This is a genomic window from Hydrogenophaga defluvii (assembly GCF_042665235.1).
Classification (GTDB): Bacteria; Pseudomonadota; Gammaproteobacteria; order Burkholderiales; family Burkholderiaceae_C; genus Hydrogenophaga; species Hydrogenophaga defluvii_A.
This window is the reverse complement of sequence record NZ_JBHTBZ010000089.1, coordinates 1-19,664: the sequence shown is the minus strand read 5'-3', so window position 1 is coordinate 19,664 and position 19,664 is coordinate 1. Positions and strand designations below refer to the sequence as shown.

Here is a 19,664-nt window from a genome sequence, read left to right as displayed (position 1 = left end):
AAATTCAGTCGAACAGTTCAAGCAGTTGACGCGCCGCCGTCGATGCGGGCAGCGTGCCGGCCAGCACCGCGTCGGTGGCGGGGCCCAGACGGGCCTGCACTTGCGGGTGCTGGCGGAAGCGTTGTTTCAGGGCGGCGTCGATGCGCTCCCACATCCAGGCCTTGGCCTGGCCTTGGCGCCGCGCAGCGAAGCGGCCATTGGCATTTTGTACGTCGCGGTATTGACACACGGCTGACCAGAAACTGTCCACGCCCTGGCCCAGCAGCGCGCTGATCTGGATGACCTTGGGGTGCCAGATGGCCGTGTCGTGGTGGGCGTGATCGGGGTTGCCGTGCAGTCCCAGCAGCCGCAAGCTGGAGGTGATTTGCGCCTCGGCGCGGGTGGCAGCGTCGGGATCGATGTCGGCCTTGTTGATGACCACCAGGTCGGCCAACTCCATCACACCCTTCTTGATCGCTTGCAGGTCGTCGCCGGCGTTGGGCAGTTGCAGCAGGCAGAACATGTCGGTCATGTTGGCCACCGCCGTCTCGCTCTGGCCCACGCCCACCGTCTCGACGATGACCACGTCGTAACCCGCCGCTTCACACACCAGCATGGCCTCGCGCGTTTTTTCGGCCACGCCGCCCAAGGTGCCGCTGCTGGGGCTGGGGCGGATGTAAGCCTTCTCGTGCACGCTCAGGTGCTCCATGCGTGTCTTGTCGCCCAGGATGGAGCCACCGGACACGGTGGACGAGGGATCGACCGCCAGCACCGCCACGCGGTGGCCCTGAGCGATCAGGTACAGACCCAATGCCTCGATGAATGTGCTTTTGCCCACGCCGGGCACACCGCTGATGCCCAAGCGCAGCGCTTGGCCGGTGTGGGGCAGCAGTGTGGTCAACAGCTCGTCGCCCTGGGCACGGTGGTCCGGCCGCGTGGATTCAAGCAGGGTGATGGCCTTGGCCATGGCGCGGCGCTGCTGCGCCGGCGTGCCACGCACCACACCCTCGAACAAGGCCTCAGGTGTCACCCGATCGCCTTTTTGATTTGCTCCAGCACGTCCTTGGCGCTGGCGGGGATGGGTGTGCCGGGGCCGTAGATGCCCTTGACGCCGGCCTCGTAGAGATAGTCGTAGTCCTGGCGCGGGATCACGCCGCCCACGAAAACGATGATGTCATCGGCGCCCTGTTTCTTCAGCTCCGCAATGATGGACGGCACCAGCGTTTTGTGGCCGGCGGCCAGGGTGCTGACACCCACGGCGTGCACGTCGTTTTCAATCGCCTGGCGGGCGCATTCCTCGGGCGTCTGGAACAGCGGTCCCATGTCCACATCGAAACCCAGGTCTGCAAACGCCGTGGCCACCACCTTGGCGCCCCGGTCGTGGCCGTCCTGGCCCAGCTTGCTGATCATCACGCGCGGGCGGCGGCCCTGGGCGATGGCGAAGTCGTTGATTTCGGCCTTGAGTTGTTCCCAGCCTTCGGCGCTGTCGTAAGCGGCTGCGTACACACCGGTCACCTTTTGTGTGTCGGCGCGGTGGCGCCCAAAAACCTTCTCCAGCGCATCACTCACCTCGCCCACGGTGGCGCGCAGGCGGATGGCCTGGATGGACAGGTCGAGCAGGTTACCCTGCCCGCTCTCGGCGGCTGCCGTGAGTGCGGCCAAGGCGGCTTGCACTTTGGCGCTGTCACGCGTGGCCTTGATCTGCTGCAAGCGGGTGATCTGGCCGTCACGCACCTTGACGTTGTCGATGGCCAGGATGTCGATCGGGTCTTCCTTGGCCAACTTGTATTTGTTGACGCCCACGATCACGTCCTTGCCCGAATCGATGCGCGCCTGCTTCTCCGCCGCGCTGGCCTCGATCTTGAGTTTGGCCCAGCCACTGTCCACGGCCTTGGTCATGCCGCCCATCTTCTCGACTTCTTCGATGATGGCCCAGGCCTTGTCCGCCATCTCGTTGGTCAGGCTCTCCATCATGTAGCTGCCGGCCCAGGGGTCCACCACGTGGGTGATGTGGGTCTCTTCCTGGATGATCAGTTGGGTGTTGCGCGCGATGCGGGCGCTGAACTCGGTGGGCAGCGCGATGGCTTCGTCGAAGCTGTTGGTGTGCAGCGACTGCGTGCCGCCGAACACGGCCGCCATGGCTTCGATGGTGGTGCGCACCACGTTGTTGTAAGGGTCCTGCTCGGTCAGGCTCCAGCCCGAGGTCTGGCTGTGTGTGCGCAGCATCAGGCTCTTGGGGCTCTTGGCGTTGAAGCCCTTCATGATGCGCGTCCAGAGCAGGCGGCCGGCGCGCATCTTGGCGATTTCCAGGTAGAAGTTCATGCCCACCGCCCAGAAGAAGCTGAGGCGGCCAGCGAAGTCGTCCACGTCCATGCCTTTGGCGATGGCGGTCTTCACGTACTCCTTGCCATCGGCCAGGGTGAAGGCCAGCTCCAGCGCCTGGTTGGCGCCCGCTTCCTGCATGTGGTAGCCGCTGATCGAGATCGAGTTGAACTTCGGCATGTGCTTCGCCGTGTACTCGATGATGTCGCCGATGATCTTCATCGACGGCTCGGGCGGGTAGATGTAGGTGTTGCGGACCATGAACTCCTTGAGGATGTCGTTCTGGATGGTCCCGCTCAGCTGGTCCTGCGCCACGCCCTGCTCTTCCGCCGCCACCACGTAGCCGGCCAACACCGGCAGCACGGCGCCGTTCATGGTCATGGACACCGACACCTTGTCCAGCGGGATACCGTCGAACAAAACCTTCATGTCCTCGACCGAGTCGATGGCCACACCCGCCTTGCCCACATCACCGGTCACGCGTGGGTGGTCGCTGTCGTAGCCGCGGTGGGTGGCCAGATCGAACGCCACCGACACGCCCTGCCCGCCGGCCGCGAGCGCCTTGCGGTAGAAGGCGTTGGATTCTTCAGCGGTGGAGAAGCCCGCGTATTGGCGGATGGTCCAGGGGCGCACCGCGTACATGGTGGCTTGCGGGCCGCGAATGAAGGGCTCGAAACCCGGCAGCGTGTTGGTGTGGGGCAGCGTGGCCGTGTCTTCGGCGGTGTACAGCGGCTTGACCGTGATGCCCTCGGGCGTGACCCAGTTCAGACTGGACAGCGGTTTGTCCTTGAGCGATTTGGCGGCGGCTTTTTCCCAGTCGGACAGGCTGGCAGGCTTGAATTCGAAGGTGCTCATGACAAGGGCAAGGGTTTTCAGGGGTGCCGGGATTCTACATGATTCATAATTATTGATGCAAAATTAAGTTGCTCTACAATCACGTTCCGCATGTTCGACACCCGCCCTGACGCCACCATCATCCCTCGCGCCCTCTACGAAGAGGTGGCGGAGCGCTTGCGCCAGCGCATCTTCAACCGCGAGCTGGAGCCGGGCAGCTGGATTGACGAACTCAAAATTGCGGACGAGCTGGGCATCAGCCGCACACCCATGCGCGAGGCGCTCAAGGTGCTGGCAGCAGAAGGCCTGATCACCATGAAGGTGCGGCGCGGCGCCTACGTGACCGAGGTGAGTGACAAAGACTTGAGCGACGTGTACCACCTGCTGTCCCTGCTCGAATCGGACGCGGTGGCGGTGGTGGCCGAGCGCGCCAGCGACGAACAACTGACAGAGCTCGACCGCCTGCACCAGGAGCTGGAAGCCGCCGGTAGCGACCCCGAGCGCCAACGCGAGCGCTTCTTTCAGATCAACGAGCAGTTCCACATGCGCCTGCTGGACATCGCCAACAACCGCTGGCGCGACCAGATGGTGAGCGACCTGCGCAAGGTCATGAAGCTCAACCGGCACAACTCGCTGTTCAAGACCGGGCGCATCGAGGAATCCCTGCTTGAACACCGCGCCATCATGACCGCCTTGCAGGCACGCAACCCCGCCCTGGCCGCACAACGCATGCGCGAGCATTTCAGCAACGGGCTGGAAGCGGCCATCTGAAGCCGCGTCAGGCCAAAATCACACCGGGGTGGGCGCGTGCGGCTGCGCCGCCAAAGTCTCCGGTCTGTGCTGCGCCAGACACCACACCTCACGCGGCGGCTCGGGTTTGAGGTGGTGATCGCTCCACACCTGCCGCCAACGGCGCGCACCTTTGAGGCCATTGCGCAGACCCAGCATGTGGCTGGCCACCGAGTACCAGCCCACACCGTCTTCGCCGTGGGCGCGTTCCATGTAGGCCACCATGGCTTCCTCCACCGCCTCCCGGCTGAGCTCGCGCGGTGCGTCGCCGTAAAACTCGGCGTCCCAATCCACCATCAGCCAGGGGTTGTGGTAGGCCTCTCGGCCCACCATCACGCCGTCCACGTGCTGCAGGTGCTGGGCGATTTCCGCGTTGGTCTTGATGCCACCGTTGATCGCAAAGGTGAGGTGCGGAAATTCGCGCTTGAGGCGGTAGACGATGTCGTAGCGCAGCGGCGGAATCTCGCGGTTCTCTTTGGGTGACAGGCCTTTGAGCCAGGCGTTGCGCGCATGCACGATGAACACCTTGCAACCCGCTTCGGCCACCGTGCCGACGAAATTGGCGGCAAAGTCGTAGCTCTCGATCTTGTCGATGCCGATGCGGTGTTTCACCGTCACCGGGATGTCCACCACGTCCACCATGGCCTTCACACAATCGGCCACCAGCGCGGCTTCGTTCATCAGGCACGCGCCAAACGCGCCGCGCAGCACACGTTCGCTCGGGCAGCCGCAGTTGAGGTTGATCTCGTCGTAGCCACGCTGCTCACCCATCACCGCGCAGCGGGCCAGGTCGGCCGGCTCGCTGCCGCCGAGTTGCAGGGCCACCAGGTGCTCCTCTTCGTTAAACCGCAGGTGCTGGGCCGCGTTGCCGTGGATCAGCGCACCGGTGGTCAACATCTCGGTGTACAGCAGGGTGTGGCGCGTGAGCAGCCGGTGGAAATAGCGGCAATGGCGATCGGTCCAGCCCATCATGGGGGCGACCGACAAACGCCAGGGGCTGACCTGTTGATTTATCTGCATTTTTGATGTCCACACTTTTTGCAGTGCATGCCAATGAGCTGCCGAGACTGGTTTGAGTTGGTTGAGCGCATCACGGACGCTTTCAAGCGTAAGACTGGAACTGGTTGTTGTCCCGGCTGAGCAGCTGCATCAGTTTGGGGTGAATAAAAAGTTTCTCTTTGCCAAAGGGCATTTCACGCAGCACGCCCAACCCCACCAGGTCGTGCAGGTAGCGGGAGGCCGCCTGGCGTTGGGCGATGCCTTTGTCCACCAGGTTGCCGATGCGGCAATAGGGCTGCTCAAAGATCACGTCCACCAGCTCGCGGGTGTAGATCTTGGGCAGGCGCGTGCGCACGTGTTCGGTGGTGTGTTCGGCCAGCGTTCGGATAGCGGCGATCTTGCCGGTGGTCCATTTGGAGGTGTCGGCAACGGCCTGCAGCATGAAGAGCAGCCAGGGCTCCCAAGCGCCGTCGCGCGTGACGCTGAGCAGCAGGCGGTAGTAGTCGGCCTTGTGGGCGATCACATGGCGGCTGAGGTACAGGATGGGCAGGTTCAACAGCCCTTCCTGAATGAGGTAGAGGATGTTGAGCACGCGGCCGGTGCGACCGTTGCCATCGGTAAACGGGTGGATGGCTTCGAACTGGTAGTGGCCCACGGCCATGCGGATCAAGGGGTCCAGCTCGGTCTGGTTGTGAAGGAAGCGCTCCCAGTTGGCCAGCATGTCGCGCAGGCAGGCTTCGCCTTCGGGCGGGGTGTAGACCACCTTGCCGGTGCGGTCGTTGGCGAGCTGGGTGCCCGGGGTGCGGCGGATGTCTATGTCCACGCCCTTGAGGGTGCGACAGACGTCCACGGCGGTGGCGGTGCTCAGCGGCCTTGCCTTGAGCGACTGAAAGCCTTGGTGCAGCGCGGTGCGGTAGCGCAAGGCTTCTTTGGTGGCCGGGTCGGCGTTGTCGTGTCCCTGCGCGTACTGGAACAGCTGGTCGGTCGTGGTGACGATGTTTTCGATTTCCGAACTGTCTTTGGCTTCCAGCAGCGGGATGGTGTTGATCAGCATCGCCTGGTTGGGGATCAGCTCGGCGGCCTGCTTCAGCTCGGCCAGCGCGGCGCGGGCCTCGATGCAGGCCTTGAGCACGGCCCGGGTCTCCAGCTCGTGCGCCGGGGGCAACGCTGGGAGCTGGTTGTGGGGCTGCTCGGGGTGCCAGGCAAAGGCGGCGTCGGTCATGATGCAAAAATCTCGTTTTGGCGACAGATGGTCAGCTTATGTCGCCACAAACGACACGTCAACAAAACGTGTTCTCGTTTTTATGAAATATCGACACGTACAGCGTGAATGTCGATGCCGATGACAAACCCCGATTATCCCAGCGCGCACAAAAAAGCCCGCCGAAGCGGGCTTTGTGAGGGCACCCAGAGGGATCAGCCCATGTGCAGACCGCCGTTCACCGAGAAATCGGCGCCGGTGGCGTAGCCGCCCTCTTCCGAGGCCAACCAGGCGATGATGGAGGCGATTTCGCTGGGCTTGCCCAGGCGCTTGACGGGCACGGTGGCCACGATTTTTTCCAGCACGTCGGGGCGGATGGCGTTGACCATGTCAGTGCCGATGTAGCCCGGGCTCACGGTGTTGACAGTCACGCCCTTGGTGGCCAACTCCTGCGCCGGGGCCATGGAGAAGCCGTGCATGCCGGCCTTGGCGGCCGAGTAGTTGGTCTGGCCAGCCTGGCCCTTTTCACCGTTGACCGACGAGATGTTGATGATGCGGCCCCAGCCCTTTTCCACCATGTCGCCCACAACCTGCTTGGTCACGTTGAACATGGAGTCGAGGTTGGTGTTCATCACCGCGTCCCAGTCTTCGCGCGACATCTTCAGGAACATGCGGTCCTTGGTGATGCCGGCGTTGTTGACCAGCACGTCGATGCTGCCGTGTTCGGCCTTGGTCTTGCTGAAGGCTTCGACGGTGGAGTCCCAGTCGCCCACATTGCCCACCGACGCGTAGAAGGTGTAGCCCAGCGCGGCTTGCTCAGCGATCCACTTGGCGTGGTCGCGCGTGGGGCCGCAGCCAGCAACCACCTTGAAGCCCTCCTTGTGCAGGCGCTGACAGATCGCGGTACCGATGCCACCCATGCCACCGGTGACGTATGCAACTTTTTGACTCATGTGTGTGTTCCTCTGTTGTCGTTGTGGAAACTGGAATGCGAATGTGATGCTAGGGCGCTTCTCAGCGCTCGACAGCGAGGGAAACCCCCATGCCACCGCCGATACACAAGGCCGCCAGGCCTTTCTTCGCGTTGGTGCGCTGCATCTCGTGCAGCAGCGTCACCAGGATGCGGCAACCGGACGCACCGATGGGGTGGCCGATGGCAATGGCGCCACCGTTGACGTTGACCTTGGCCGGATCGATGTCCAGCGCCTGGTTGACGGCGCAAGCCTGAGCGGCAAAAGCTTCGTTGAGTTCGAACAGGTCCACATCGCTGGCCTTCCAGCCGGCGCGCGCCAGGGCCTTTTGCGAGGCTGGCACCGGGCCCATGCCCATGGTGGCCGGGTCCAGGCCACTGGTGCCGAAAGCGGCGATGCGCGCCAGCGGCGTCAGGCCCAGGGCTGCGGCCTTCTTGGCGCTCATCACCATCACGGCGGCCGCGCCGTCGTTGATGCCCGATGCGTTGCCGGCGGTGACCGAGCCGGCCTTGTCAAACGCGGGGCGCAAGCCAGCCAACACCTCGGCGGTGGTCTTGCCGTTGATGAATTCGTCGCTGTTGAACAGCACCGGATCGCCCTTGCGCTGCGGGATGCTCACGCCCACAATTTCGTCCTTGAACTTGCCGGCGGCCTGGGCGGCGGCGGCCTTGGCCTGGCTGCCTGCGGCCAGCGCGTCCTGCATTTCGCGGGTGATGCCGTGAGCCTTGGCCACGTTTTCAGCGGTGATGCCCATGTGGTACTGGTTGTACACGTCCCACAGGCCGTCCACGATCATGGTGTCGACCATCTTCCACTCGCCCATGCGCTGGCCGTCGCGGCTGCCATTGAGCACGTGGGGGCTGGCGCTCATGTTTTCCTGGCCACCGGCAATGACGATTTCGCTGTCGCCCCAGGCGACCGCTTGCGCGGCCAGCATCACCGCCTTGAGGCCTGAGCCGCAAACGGCGTTGATGGTCAGCGCGGGGGTTTCCTTGGCCACGCCGGCCTTCATCATGGCCTGGCGGGCTGGGTTCTGGCCCACGCCTGCAGCCAGCACCTGGCCCATGATCACTTCGCCGATGGCGTCGGCGGGCAGGCCGGTGCGCGCCAGCAGTTCCTTGATGACGATGCTGCCCAGTTCGGTGGCCGGTGTCTTGGCCAGCGAACCACCAAACTTGCCCACGGCGGTGCGGGCGGCCGAAACGATGACGATGTCTTCCATGTGCTTCTCCTGTTGCAAATCGGTTGTGTCTCTCAAGCCTTGGCCTTGACGTAGCGGCCAGGGGCCGGCTCGGTGGCCTTGTAGGCACGGCTGCCGTAGGCTTTGGGCGCGGCAATCTGTTTGCCCGCGTGGCCCTTGAGCCAGTCGGCCCAGTCCGTCCACCAGCTGCCCGGGTGCTCCTTGGCGCTGGCGATCCAGTCGTTGACGTTGGCCGGGAATTTGTTGGCTGGGCCAATCCAGTGGCTGCGCTTCTTGGCCGCAGGTGGGTTGATCACCCCGGCGATGTGGCCGGACGCGCCCATGACAAAACGCTTGGGGCCGGGCAGGTGCTGGGTGCTGGCGTACGCGCCGCCGATGGGCACGATGTGGTCTTCGCGCGAGCCGTAGATGTAAACCGGCAGCTTGACCTGGCGAAAGTCGATCTTCTCGCCGCAGACCGTGGCCACTCCCGGCTTGACCAGGTTGTTTTCCAGGTAGGTGTTGCGCAGGTACCAGGTGTAGTAGGGGCCGGGCAGGTTGGTGGCGTCGCTGTTCCAGTAGAGCAGGTCGAAGGGCGGCGGGGTTTCGCCCTTGAGGTAGTTGCCCACCACGTAGTTCCACACCAGGTCGTTGGGGCGCAGAAAGCTGAAGGTGGTGGCCAGATCACGTCCGGGCATGAGGCCGCCTTGGGCGAACTGCATCTCACGGAACTTGCAGAAGTTCTCGTCGATGAACACGTCGAGGATGCCGGTGTCGGTGAAATCGAGCAGCGTGGTCAGCAGCGTGGCGCTTTGCACCGGGTGCTGGCCACGGGCGGCCAGCACGGCCAGCGCGGTGGACAACATGGTGCCCCCCACACAGAAGCCCAGCGCGTTGATGGTGTCGGCGCCTGTGATGTCGCGCACCACGTCGATGGCGCGGATGACCGCGTCTTCGATGTACTGGTCCCAGGTGACCTGGGCCATCGACTCGTCGGGGTTGCGCCAGCTCACCACAAAAGTGCGGTGGCCCTGCTCCACCGCGTAGCGGATCATGGAGTTGGTGGGCTGCAGATCGAGGATGTAGAACTTGTTGATGCAGGGCGGCACCATCAGGAACGGCCGCTCAAACACCTTGGCACCCAGCGGTTTGTATTCGATGAGCTGGAACAGCTCGTTCTCGAACACCACCGCGCCTTCGGTGGTGGCCACGTTCTTGCCCACCTCGAACACGCTCTCGTCCGTCATGGACACGTGGCCCTGCTTCATGTCGTGCAGCAGGTTCTGCATGCCTTTGGCAATGCTCTCGCCTTGCGTTTCCAGGGCTTTTTTCTGGGCTTCAGCGTTGAAGGCCAGGAAATTGCTGGGCGAGCTGGCGTCGATCCACTGTTGCACTGAGAAGCGCACCCGGTTGCGGGTTTTTGCGTCGCCCTGCACCGCCTCGGCCATGGCCATCAGGGTGCGCGCATTCAGCAGATAGGCCGCGGCCGAAAAGGCCGACACGGGGTTTTTGCTCCAGGCTTCGCTGGAGAAGCGGCGGTCGGCCAGGGGTTTGGCCTGCAAGCCCTGGTTCCAGAGTTCGGCCACTTCGGTCAGGTAGTTGCGCTGGATCTCCAGCAGCTTGCCCATGTCGAACGACACCGGCTGCCCGTTGGCGGCCTTGAACAGATCGGTGGCCCCCACGGGCAAGCCCCAACCGTTGGCCCCTGCCCCACTGGGCACCGCGGCCTGCATGGCGGCCATCAAGGGGTTTTCCGCGAGGTCAGGTACTTTGACCGTGCCTTGCGCTATCTTCGTCCATTGATCGACCAGCTGTTGCTGGAACTGTTGCGCGGCGGCCAGCCAATTCGGTTCTGAACTCATACGTGTCTCCAACGTGATAGGGCATTATCGCTGTGCAGCAAGAGGCGTTCCATGCGCTATCAGGCCCGATGATGCGGGCCCATCCCTTACCTCCCACTGACTCAACACCATGTACCTCGTAGTCATAGCCTGGCTGTATGTCACCTTGATGATGGCCTTCGCCGAGGCCACCAACCCCGAAGGCAGTGTCCTGGGTGCCATTGTGACCTTTTTGCTCTACGGTCTTGGGCCCATGGCATTGGTGGTTTACCTGATGTCGACCCCCGCGCGCAAACGAAAGATCAAGGCCCGCGAGGCTGCGGAACTGGCGGCCTGGCAGGCCGCGCAGGCCCAGGCGCCGGCCTCAGCCGAGCCAGATGCAGGCGGCCATGCGCCCGGTGCTGCCGAGCCGCCCGGCGTCGCGCCGGTGCGAAAAGAAACGTGAAGCTTGGCCGACGGTGCACCAGTCGGCGGAGCCGTCGTTGCCCCACATGGACGTGACGCCGGCGGCCTGCAGGCGCTGCCGCGCCAGCCCCGCCAGATCGGCAAGGAATTTGCCCTGAGGCTGAGGCACAAAACAGACCTGCGCGGCGGGCAAGGTGTCGGTGAATGCCGCCTGCACCTCGGGCCCCACCTCAAATGCCGTTGGACCGATGCAGGGGCCCAGCCAGGCCAACCAATCGGCATCGGCCACCGACTCGCCCGCCTCAGCCGCGCGCGCGCGCAACGCCGCCAGCACCGACTCGATGACGCCAACGCCTTGCCGCCCTGCCAACCCGCGCCAGCCCGCGTGGGCGGCGGCTACCCAGCGTCCCGCGCGGTCGGTCAACAGGATGGGCAGGCAATCGGCCACCATGATGGTGCAGGCCTGCCCCACTTCGGCGCTGAGGCAGGCATCGGCGACCAGCACACCGGGCGCGGGTGCTGGGCGGTCCAGGTGGGCCACCGCCACGCCGTGCACCTGCTGCAAAAACACCGGGGCGGCGTGGATGGCGCCACCCAGGCGCTGGCGGTTGGTCGCCACGGCGTCGGGCGCATCGCCCACATGGTCGCCGAGGTTCAGGCTGTCAAAAGGCGCCTGCGACACACCGCCCGCGCGGGTGGTGAAGATGGCCTTCACGCGCGCCGGTGCCGGCCACTCAGGCACCAGCCAGTCGGACTCAGCCATCAGGGCGTGAAGTCCGGGCAGTTCGACGGATGGGCCTGCTGGAAGGCGGGCAGTTTCATGCAGGCCTCGTGAACGGCCATCGTCAAAGGCAGGTTCTCGTACTTCAGGCCAAAACGTGTGCCGTTGATCACCTGGGGCACCAGGCAGCAGTCGGCCAGGGTGGGCGTGTCGCCGTAGGAATAGACCGAGGGCGGCAAACCGGCGGCGGCGCGCTGCGCGGCCAGGTCTTGCAAACGGCGCTCGTACGACTGCAGACCTTCCAGCACCCAATGGTTGTACCAAGCGTCTCGCTGTGCGTCGGTGACCTGGAGCGTGCTGCCCAGGTACTTGAGGATGCGCAGGTTGTTCACGGGGTGGATTTCGCAGGCCACGGTTTGGGCGAGAGCGCGGACGCGGGCGCGGCCCAGCGGATCGGCCGGCAACAACGGCGGGTGGGGGTGGGTTTCGTCCAGGTATTCGATGATGGCCATGGACTGGCTCAACAGCGCCTGGTCGGGGTCGCCCTGCACATCCAGCACGGGCACCAGGGTGTCGGGGCTCAACGCGCGGTAGGCGTCCTGCTTGTGCTCGCCCTTGGGCAAAGCCACGGGCAGGTACTCGTAAGACAGGCCCTTGAGGTTGAGGGCGATGCGCACCCGGAAAGAGGTGCCCGAACGGAAAAAGTTGTAGAGCTTCATGGGCGCTAGGATAAACCCAGCCTCGCAAAACCACGGGCCAACAAACCCTGCTGAGCGTGGCACACTGCCCGCCTCGGTCAGTCCACACACCTTCAGGAAAACCCATGTCGCTTGATGCTTTTGTGTTCGCCCCCCCTGCCACGGTCTCGGTCCCGGTGGTGGGCCAGCCGGCCCGCTTTCCGGTGCACCGCATCTACTGCGTGGGCCGCAACTACGAGGAACACGCCAAGGAAATGGGCTTCACCGGTCGCGAGCCGCCCTTCTTTTTTCTCAAGCCGGCCGATGCCATCGTGGTGGCCGATGCCGGGCAGACCGCAGCAATAACCTACCCCAGCCAGACCAGCAACCTGCACCACGAAATCGAGCTGGTGGTGGCCATTGGCACCGGTGGCAAAAACATCCAGGCGGCCGACGCCTTCAAGCACATCTACGGCTACGCCGTGGGCCTGGACATGACGCGGCGCGACCTGCAAAACGACATGAAGAAGCAGGGCCGCCCCTGGTGCATCGGCAAGGCCTTCGACCAGTCCGCCCCCATCGGCCCCATCACCCCCGCCGCACAGGCAGGCGACATTGCGCAGGCCGACATCTGGGTGCAGGTGAACGGGGCCGACCGCCAGCGCAGCAACGTGTCCAAGCTCATCTGGAACATCGCCGAAACCATCGAACACCTGTCGGCCGCCTGGGAATTGCAAGCCGGCGACCTGATCTACACCGGCACACCCGAAGGGGTGGCCGCCGTGAAAGCTGGCGACGTGATGGACGGTGGCGTGGGGGGCCTCACACCCATCCGTGTGGCGGTGGCATAAGGCCCCGCTTCAGTAGATACGCGGATTGAGCCCAGACCAACCCCGGGGCTACACTCGCGCCCACCTCAGACCCCCAGGAGACTTCCCATGATCCAGCGCCGCACCCTGCTCCAGTCCTCCGCCGCCGTGGCGCTGGGCGCCCCCGCCCTGGTGGGCTTTGCCCAACAAAGCGTGACGCTCAAGTTCCACACCTTCATGGCGCCACAGTCCAACGTGTGGCTCAACATGCACAAGTGGTGGATGGACAAGGTCGAAAAGGAGTCGGGCGGGCGCATCAAGTTCGAGGCCTACCCGGCCATGCAGCTGGGCGGCTCGCCGGTGCAGCTGTTTGACCAGGCCAAAGACGGCGTGGTCGACATCGTCTGGACGCTGCCCGGCAACACCGCTGGGCGCTTCCCGCGCACCGAAGTGTTCGAGCTGCCTTTCATGATGACCAACGCCGAGGCCACCTCCAAGGCCTTCTGGGAGTACATCCAGACCATGGCGGCCGACGAGTACAAGGACATCCAGCCCATCGCCCTGCAGGTGCACGGCCCGGGTATGTTCCACACCAAAAACAAACAGATCCGGCACCCCGATGACCTGCGCGGCATGAAGCTGCGCGGCCCCACCCGCCAGATCACCAAGATGCTGGGCTACCTGGGCGCCACGCCGGTGGGCATGCCACTGCCGCAGATTCCGGACGCGCTGTCCAAGGGTGTGATCGACGGCTGCGCCATTCCCTGGGAAGTGGTGCCCGCCGTCAAGGTGCACGAGCTGACCAAGTTCCACAGCGAGTTCGACCCTGCCGGCGGCGCGCTGTACACCACCACCTTCGTGATGGGCATGAACAAGGCCAAGTACGCATCGCTGGCGCCCGACCTGAAGAAAATCATCGACGCCAACTCGGGCATGGCCACCTCGGCCTACCTGGGCCAGGTGCAGCAGGCGGGTGACGTGCCGGGCCGCAAGGCCGCTGCCGACCGTGGCAACACGATCTACACCATTCCCCAGGCCGATGCGCAGGAGTTCCGCCGCAAGGCCCGCCAGGTGGAGGTGGAGTGGGTGGACGACATGAACAAGCGCGGCTTCGACGGCCGCAAGCTGCTCGACACCGCACGCAGCCTGATCGACAAACACACCAAGGCGACCAGACCCGCCAAGGCTTGAGGGACCTGCGGCGACGCTACACTCGTCGCATGCTGCCGCGTTTCCCCGTCAACCACTGCCGTGTGTGCGGCACCCAGGTGCAACACCGGGTGCCCGATGATGGTGACACGCGCGTGCGCGCCGTCTGCCCCGCCTGCCACACCATCCACTACGAGAACCCGCTCAATGTGGTGGGCACGGTGCCCGTGTGGGGCGAGACCGGCGAGCGGGTGTTGCTGTGCAAACGCAACATCGAACCCCGCCTAGGCAAATGGACCTTGCCCGCCGGCTTCATGGAACTGGGCGAGACCACCGCCGAAGGCGCGGCGCGAGAGACCGACGAGGAAGCTGGCGCCCAAATCGAAATGGGCCCGCTGTACACGCTACTCAACGTGGCGCGGGTGGGCCAGGTGCACATGTACTACCGCGCACGGCTGCTGAGCGACCAATTTGACCCCGGGCACGAAACCCAGGAGGCCCGCCTGTTCACCGAAGATCAGATCCCCTGGGACGACATCGCCTTCCGCACGGTCAGAGAAACACTGCTGTGCTATTTTGCCGACCGCCGAAGCGGACACTTCGGTTTTCACACCCTCGACATTGCCTGACCTGGCACAGCGCCCTATGCAGCTCATCGACCACGCCACCCTGAACGAACTGCGCGAAGCGCTGGGTGACGAACTCGACGGCATCGTGAAGCTGTACGTTGACGGTTTGCCCGAACAAAGCGCCCACCTGGTGGCGCTGCTGAGCGCGGGCGATTGGGTGGCACTGCGGCGCACCGCCCACAGCCTCAAGGGCAGCAGCATCAGCATGGGCGCTGAGCAACTGGGGGCGTTGGCCGCACAGATCGAGAAGCTGGCCGCCACCGGCCTGGGCAGCACCGAACTCGACACCACCGTGGCGCGTGTGGCGGCGCTGGCGCTGGAGACCGCCAACGCCTACGTCGAATCGGGCTGGGTGCGGACCTGAACACCACCTCGCTGGTGCTTCGCCTGGGCAGCGCCCAGACGCTGGCCTGGGCCTCGTCCTACTACCTGCCGGCCATGCTGGCCGGTGCCATGGCCGCCGAACTGGGCATGGCCGCCACGGAGGTGTGGCTGGGTTTCAGCCTGGCGCTGGGCGTGTCGGCGCTGCTCGGGCCGTTCAGCGGCCGCGCGATCGACCACCACGGTGGCCGCCGTGTGCTCAGTCTGGTCAGCCTGCTGTTCGCCACCGGTCTGCTGACCTTGGCGCTCGCGCCCACACCAGCGGTGTTGTGGGTGGGCTGGCTGGTTCTTGGCGTGGCCATGGGTTGTGGTTTGTATGACGCGGCGTTTGCCGCCCTGGTGCGCATTCAGGGCGGACACGCCCGTTCGGCCATCACCGGCATCACCCTGCTGGCGGGTTTTGCCAGCACCGTGGGCTGGCCGCTCACGGCCTGGCTGGCCCACACCTGGGGCTGGCGCGAAGCCTGTGCCACCTGGGCCGTGCTGCACCTGGTGCTCGGCCTGCCACTCAATGCCAGCCTGCCGCAGGCACGCGCCGCCGAACCTCAGCGACAAATGCAGTCGGCGGCTGTGCAAGCGGCCAGCGCGTCTGCGCCCACCCAGCCGCCGCGCCGCGTGGCATGGGCACTGGCCTACGTGTTTGCCGCCACCTGGTTCATCAGCACGGCCATGGCAGCCCATTTGCCGCAATTGCTCATGGCGCACGGCGCCAGCCTGTCGGCGGCGGTGGCCACTGCCGCGCTGGTGGGGCCGGCACAGGTGGCTGGCCGCCTGGCCGAATACGGCTTGATGCAGCGCTTCCATCCCGTCTGGTCGGCACGCGTGGCCGCACTCGCACACCCGCTGGGTGCCGCCTCCTGGCTGGCGCTGGGGCCGGTGGCCAGCCCGGCGTTGGTTGTGTTGCACGGCGTGGGCAATGGCATCCTCACCATCGCCAAGGGCACGTTGCCGCTGGCCCTGTTCGGGCCACAAGGCTACGGTCAGCGCCAAGGCTGGATCATGGCGCCATCGCGGCTGGCACAGGCGCTGGCACCGCTGCTGTTTGGCGCCTGTGTGGCGCGCTGGGGCACAGATGCCATGTGGGTGTCCACCGCGCTGGGCCTGAGCGCGTTGGGTGTGCTGGCCTGGCTCAAGGCCGACCCAGCACGCTGACGCAGGCTCACATCCGGAACGCACCCGCGCGACGCAGCCAGGCTTTTTCCAGCTCCACAGCGCAGAACAGTGCCACCCCCAGCAGCAGGATCAGGCCCCACGAAGCGGCGTCCAGCGCCACACTGCGGAACAGCAACTGCAAGGTGGGTGCGTAGGTGAACAGCAGTTGCAGCACGATGAGGATGGCCAACACCAGCACGGCCATGCGGTTGCCGGTGAGGGTCTCCAGCCGGAACGCGTGGTCGGTGAAACGGCGCACGTTGAACAGATAGAACATTTCGCTCACCACGATCATGTTGACGGCGGCGGTGCGCGCAGTCTCCAGGCTGCTGCCACGCGCCAGCTCCCAGTTGAAAACAACAAAGGTGGCCGCCACCATGAGCAGCATCACAAACAGGATGCGGCGCGCCAGCGCGCCAGTGACGATGGGCTCGTCCACCGGCCGGGGCGCGTGGTCCATCACCCCGCGCTCTGGCGCCTCGAAGGCCAACGCAAGTGCCAATGTCACCGAGGTCACGGTGTTGACCCACAAGATTTGCGCCGCCGTCACCGGCAGGGGCAGGCCGGCAAAAATGGCCAGCAAAATCACGCCGGCCTCGCCACCGTTGGTGGGCAGCATGAACATCAAGGACTTTTTGATGTTGTCGAACACCACCCGCCCTTCGCGCACCGCGCGGGCTATGGTGGCGAAGTTGTCGTCGGTCAGCACCAGGTCCGACGCCTCGCGCGCGGCATCTGTGCCCTTGCCGCCCATGGCCACGCCGATGTCAGCCGCCTTGAGCGCGGGCGCATCGTTGACGCCATCCCCCGTCATGGCCACCAAATGCCCTTGCGACTGCAGCGCCGCGATCAAGCGCAACTTGTGCTCCGGGCTGGCGCGGGCAAACACGTCGGTGTCCAGTGCGCGGGTTTTCAGTTGCTGGTCGTCCAGGCTTTCGATCACATCGCCCGTGAGCGCCGTATCGGCCGCCAACCCCAGTTGCCGACCGATGGCTGCGGCCGTGACCGCATGGTCGCCGGTGATCATCTTCACCCGTATGCCAGCGCGCTGGCAATCGGCCACCGCAGCAATCGCCTCGTCGCGCGGCGGATCGATGATGCCGACCAAACCGAGCAACTCGAAGCCACCCCGCATGTCCTGCACATCGATTTCGTGCCGGGAGACATCCCAGCGGGACTGGGCCAGCGCCAGCACACGTTCGCCCACGCCGGCCGCGCGTGCCAAGGCAGCGTGCCAGTGCGCCAGGTCCAGTGGCTGGCCACCGGCCTGGGTGGCACACAGCGCCAGCACACGCTCTGGTGCGCCCTTGAGCAGCACCAGGTGGTGGCCTTCGTGGTCGTGGTGCAGCGTGGCCATGTACTGCCGCTCAGACTCGAACGGTATCGCGTCCAGACGCGGGCATTGGGCCAGCACTTCGGACAGGTTCAACCCCGCTTTGAGCGCCAGCGTCAGCAGGGCGCCCTCGGTCGGGTCACCCACCAGTTGCCAGGTGGCTTCTGGGCCGGTGTGCAAACGCGCGTCGTTGCACAACAGCGCCACACGGGCCAGGTCCATCAGCACCGGGTTGTCGCCTGGGTCCAGCGACCGCCCGTGGTGCAAAAAGCCGCCCTCCGGCGCGTAGCCGGTGCCCGTCACCGCCAGTTCGGCGCCTGGCAGCAGCACGCGCACGGCGGTCATTTCGTTGCGGGTCAGGGTGCCTGTTTTGTCGGAACAGATCACCGTGACCGAGCCGAGCGTTTCCACCGCCGGCAGGCGCCGCACGATGGCTTTGTTGCGCGCCAGCACCCGCGTACCGATGGCCAGAACAATGGTGACGACCGCCGGCAAACCCTCTGGGATGGCGGCAACGGCCAAGCCCACCACCGCCAGAAACACCTCCATCATCGGCATCTGCGCGACCCAGTGACCGTACAACAAGGTGAGTGCGCCAACACCCAGAATGACAGCGGTGATCTGACGCGCAAACTGGTCGAGTCGGCGCGTGAGTGGCGTGGCCAGCGTGTGCATCTCACCCACCAGGCTGCCGATGCGACCGATCTCGGTTTGGGCGCCCGTGGCCACCACCACACCCTGGCCCTGCCCAAACGCCACCAGCGTGCCCGAGTACGCCATGCACAGCCGGTCGCCCATGGCGGCGTCGGCAGGCACCGGCACCACGGTCTTTTCTACCGGCGCCGATTCGCCGGTGAGTGCCGCTTCCACCAACCGCAGGTTCTTGGTGCGCAACAGCCGCACATCGGCCGGCACCTTGTCGCCCGACTCCAGCCAGACCACGTCGCCCGGCACCAGCCCGGCGGCATCGATCTGGTGCCGTTCGCCACCCCGCAGCACGTTGGCGCGGGACGCCAGCAAGCCCCGCACGGCATCCAGCGCGCGCTCGGCCTTGCCCTCTTGGATGTGTCCAATCAAAGCGTTGATCAGCACCACACCAAAAATCACACCGCTGTCCACATAGTCCCGGAGCGCCAACGTCGCCAAGCCCGCTGCGATCAACACATAAATCAGCGGGTTGTGGAACTGCAACAGAAAACGGCGCCACGCCGGGCGACGGTGGGCCACAGCCAACTGGTTGGGACCATGTTGCGCCAGGCGGGTTTTTGCCTCGTCGGCCCGCAAGCCCACATGTGCGTTGCTGCCCAAGGACTGCAACGTGACGTCGGCGGCCAGTGCATGCCAACAGGGTGCTGTCGCTGCTGGCTCAGCCAAAGGGGCGTGCGGAGGGGACATGGCAACTTCCTCGCGCCTTTGTGGGCAGCGTCTTGCGGTTCAAGCGGTGTTTGAGATGCCACAGTGCCAGCCAGCAACAGCCACGCAGGCACGGAAACCTGAACGGGAAATCGAGAGCGAGATCGCCGGTGGATCGTCAAACGCACAGATCATTGTAGAAATCGCTGTGACACGCTGATTTGATGTGGCTCAACCGACAGCCCAAGCGCAGGCGCAGGCGAAAAAAAAGCCTGAGGTCGTGAAACCTCAGGCTTTTCGAATGCGTGGCGGGATTCCAAAGAATCACCCAACCATTTGATTTTGTTGAACATTTGAAACTGACAATGTCATTTGTTCCCCGATTTGTTCCCCGGTGACGGCCTTGATACCCCGGTTTTGCCGTTGCCACCGGGGCACAGCCTGGGGGCTTTGAAATTTCCCCCGACCTGTTGCAGCACCCCCACAGCGCGCCACGGCCAGGGGTAAGAAACAACAATCCCTGTGCCCCCGAAAAACTGTCAAAGCTCGGGGCGCGAACTACCCGTCAGGCAAAGTGCCAGGGAGTACCTTTCACACACCTGGGTCAGCAATCGCCACAGGGCAGGTGGTCGCGTTGCTCCCGAAGTAGCCCGTTCAACTCCACGATCAGCCGCCGCAGCTTGACGGTATGCCCGCCTTTGTAGGCATTGCGCGCCGATGCCGCCTTACCTGCCGCGCTTCTTGGGCCGGTGGCTTGCTGCCAGGGCTTCCACCGCTGGATTGCCTCGCGCTGTCGCTGCCGTCGCTCTGGCGTCCATGTGCGTACCGATGTGCGTACCTCTGACATGCGTACCTCTCGGGGTCTCCTCGTTTTCAGTGCAATAAGTGACGGTACGCAAAGCTAGCACTGGCGCGGGGGTGGTCTGGGTAGACCGTTGA

The 19,664-nt window shown here is 64.8% G+C and carries 17 protein-coding genes; 7 read left to right on the top strand and 10 right to left on the bottom strand.

Annotated elements, in window-relative coordinates; genetic code table 11:
• Positions 1-4: 4 nt before the first annotated feature.
• Positions 5-1,009 carry a methylmalonyl Co-A mutase-associated GTPase MeaB gene (gene meaB / locus ACFQU0_RS21075; protein ID WP_382204113.1) on the bottom strand — a complete coding sequence of 335 codons (1,005 nt, stop codon included), beginning with the start codon at positions 1,007-1,009 and terminating at the stop codon, positions 5-7.
• The gene (gene scpA, locus ACFQU0_RS21070; protein WP_382204111.1) at positions 1,006-3,156 is read right to left on the bottom strand and encodes a methylmalonyl-CoA mutase; all 2,151 of its coding nucleotides are present in this window, start codon (positions 3,154-3,156) and stop codon (positions 1,006-1,008) included. Before scpA ends, meaB begins: the two co-directional genes overlap by 4 nt.
• A 90-nt stretch (positions 3,157-3,246) precedes the next feature.
• On the opposite strand from scpA, the gene ACFQU0_RS21065 reads away from it, so the two are divergent.
• A complete protein-coding gene (locus tag ACFQU0_RS21065; RefSeq protein WP_382204109.1) occupies positions 3,247-3,906 on the top strand; it encodes a GntR family transcriptional regulator in 660 nt (219 codons plus the stop codon).
• Positions 3,907-3,924: 18 nt separating this feature from the next.
• On the opposite strand, the gene dusA is transcribed toward ACFQU0_RS21065, so the two are convergent.
• The 5 genes from dusA to ACFQU0_RS21040 all read right to left on the bottom strand — a co-directional run bounded on the left by dusA (position 3,925) and on the right by ACFQU0_RS21040 (position 10,137).
• Entirely contained in the window at positions 3,925-4,944 is a 1,020-nt protein-coding gene (gene dusA, locus ACFQU0_RS21060) for a tRNA dihydrouridine(20/20a) synthase DusA (protein ID WP_382204107.1), read from the bottom strand.
• Positions 4,945-5,026: 82 nt separating this feature from the next.
• On the bottom strand, positions 5,027-6,145 hold the full coding sequence (gene fic, locus ACFQU0_RS21055; RefSeq protein WP_382204105.1) for a protein adenylyltransferase Fic: 1,119 nt from the start codon (positions 6,143-6,145) through the stop codon (positions 5,027-5,029).
• Between the two features lie 194 nt (positions 6,146-6,339).
• Positions 6,340-7,077 (bottom strand): acetoacetyl-CoA reductase, encoded by a 738-nt coding sequence (phbB, locus tag ACFQU0_RS21050; protein WP_382204103.1) that lies wholly within the window; start codon positions 7,075-7,077, stop codon positions 6,340-6,342.
• Between the two features lie 61 nt (positions 7,078-7,138).
• Positions 7,139-8,317 carry an acetyl-CoA C-acetyltransferase gene (locus ACFQU0_RS21045; RefSeq protein ID WP_382204101.1) on the bottom strand — a complete coding sequence of 393 codons (1,179 nt, stop codon included), beginning with the start codon at positions 8,315-8,317 and terminating at the stop codon, positions 7,139-7,141.
• Between the two features lie 32 nt (positions 8,318-8,349).
• Positions 8,350-10,137, bottom strand: a complete 1,788-nt coding sequence (locus ACFQU0_RS21040; RefSeq protein WP_382204099.1) for a PHA/PHB synthase family protein — start codon at positions 10,135-10,137, stop codon at positions 8,350-8,352.
• 109 nt (positions 10,138-10,246) lie between these two features.
• Between ACFQU0_RS21040 and ACFQU0_RS21035 the strand changes: the two genes are divergently transcribed.
• Positions 10,247-10,561 (top strand): hypothetical protein, encoded by a 315-nt coding sequence (locus tag ACFQU0_RS21035; protein ID WP_382204097.1) that lies wholly within the window; start codon positions 10,247-10,249, stop codon positions 10,559-10,561.
• Here ACFQU0_RS21035 and pgeF read toward each other — a convergent pair.
• On the bottom strand, positions 10,481-11,284 hold the full coding sequence (gene pgeF, locus ACFQU0_RS21030; protein ID WP_382204095.1) for a peptidoglycan editing factor PgeF: 804 nt from the start codon (positions 11,282-11,284) through the stop codon (positions 10,481-10,483). The two genes, ACFQU0_RS21035 and pgeF, sit on opposite strands and share 81 nt — an antisense overlap.
• Positions 11,284-11,961 carry a maleylacetoacetate isomerase gene (maiA, locus tag ACFQU0_RS21025; protein WP_382204093.1) on the bottom strand — a complete coding sequence of 226 codons (678 nt, stop codon included), beginning with the start codon at positions 11,959-11,961 and terminating at the stop codon, positions 11,284-11,286. Before maiA ends, pgeF begins: the two co-directional genes overlap by 1 nt.
• Positions 11,962-12,065: 104 nt before the next feature.
• Here maiA and ACFQU0_RS21020 point away from each other — a divergent pair, with 104 nt between their 5' ends.
• The 5 genes from ACFQU0_RS21020 (at position 12,066) to ACFQU0_RS21000 (ending at position 16,039) form a co-directional block, all read left to right on the top strand.
• Positions 12,066-12,770 carry a fumarylacetoacetate hydrolase family protein gene (locus ACFQU0_RS21020; RefSeq protein ID WP_382204091.1) on the top strand — a complete coding sequence of 235 codons (705 nt, stop codon included), beginning with the start codon at positions 12,066-12,068 and terminating at the stop codon, positions 12,768-12,770.
• Positions 12,771-12,857: 87 nt separating this feature from the next.
• A complete protein-coding gene (locus ACFQU0_RS21015) occupies positions 12,858-13,919 on the top strand; it encodes a TRAP transporter substrate-binding protein (protein WP_382204089.1) in 1,062 nt (353 codons plus the stop codon).
• A gap of 29 nt (positions 13,920-13,948) precedes the next feature.
• Positions 13,949-14,506, top strand: a complete 558-nt coding sequence (locus ACFQU0_RS21010) for an NUDIX hydrolase (protein ID WP_382204087.1) — start codon at positions 13,949-13,951, stop codon at positions 14,504-14,506.
• Between the two features lie 16 nt (positions 14,507-14,522).
• On the top strand, positions 14,523-14,870 hold the full coding sequence (locus tag ACFQU0_RS21005) for an Hpt domain-containing protein (RefSeq protein ID WP_382204085.1): 348 nt from the start codon (positions 14,523-14,525) through the stop codon (positions 14,868-14,870).
• A 14-nt stretch (positions 14,871-14,884) separates the two neighbouring features.
• Entirely contained in the window at positions 14,885-16,039 is a 1,155-nt protein-coding gene (locus tag ACFQU0_RS21000) for an MFS transporter (protein ID WP_382204083.1), read from the top strand.
• Between the two features lie 7 nt (positions 16,040-16,046).
• On the opposite strand, the gene ACFQU0_RS20995 is transcribed toward ACFQU0_RS21000, so the two are convergent.
• On the bottom strand, positions 16,047-18,767 hold the full coding sequence (locus ACFQU0_RS20995) for a cation-transporting P-type ATPase (RefSeq protein WP_382204081.1): 2,721 nt from the start codon (positions 18,765-18,767) through the stop codon (positions 16,047-16,049).
• Positions 18,768-19,664: the final 897 nt, after the last annotated feature.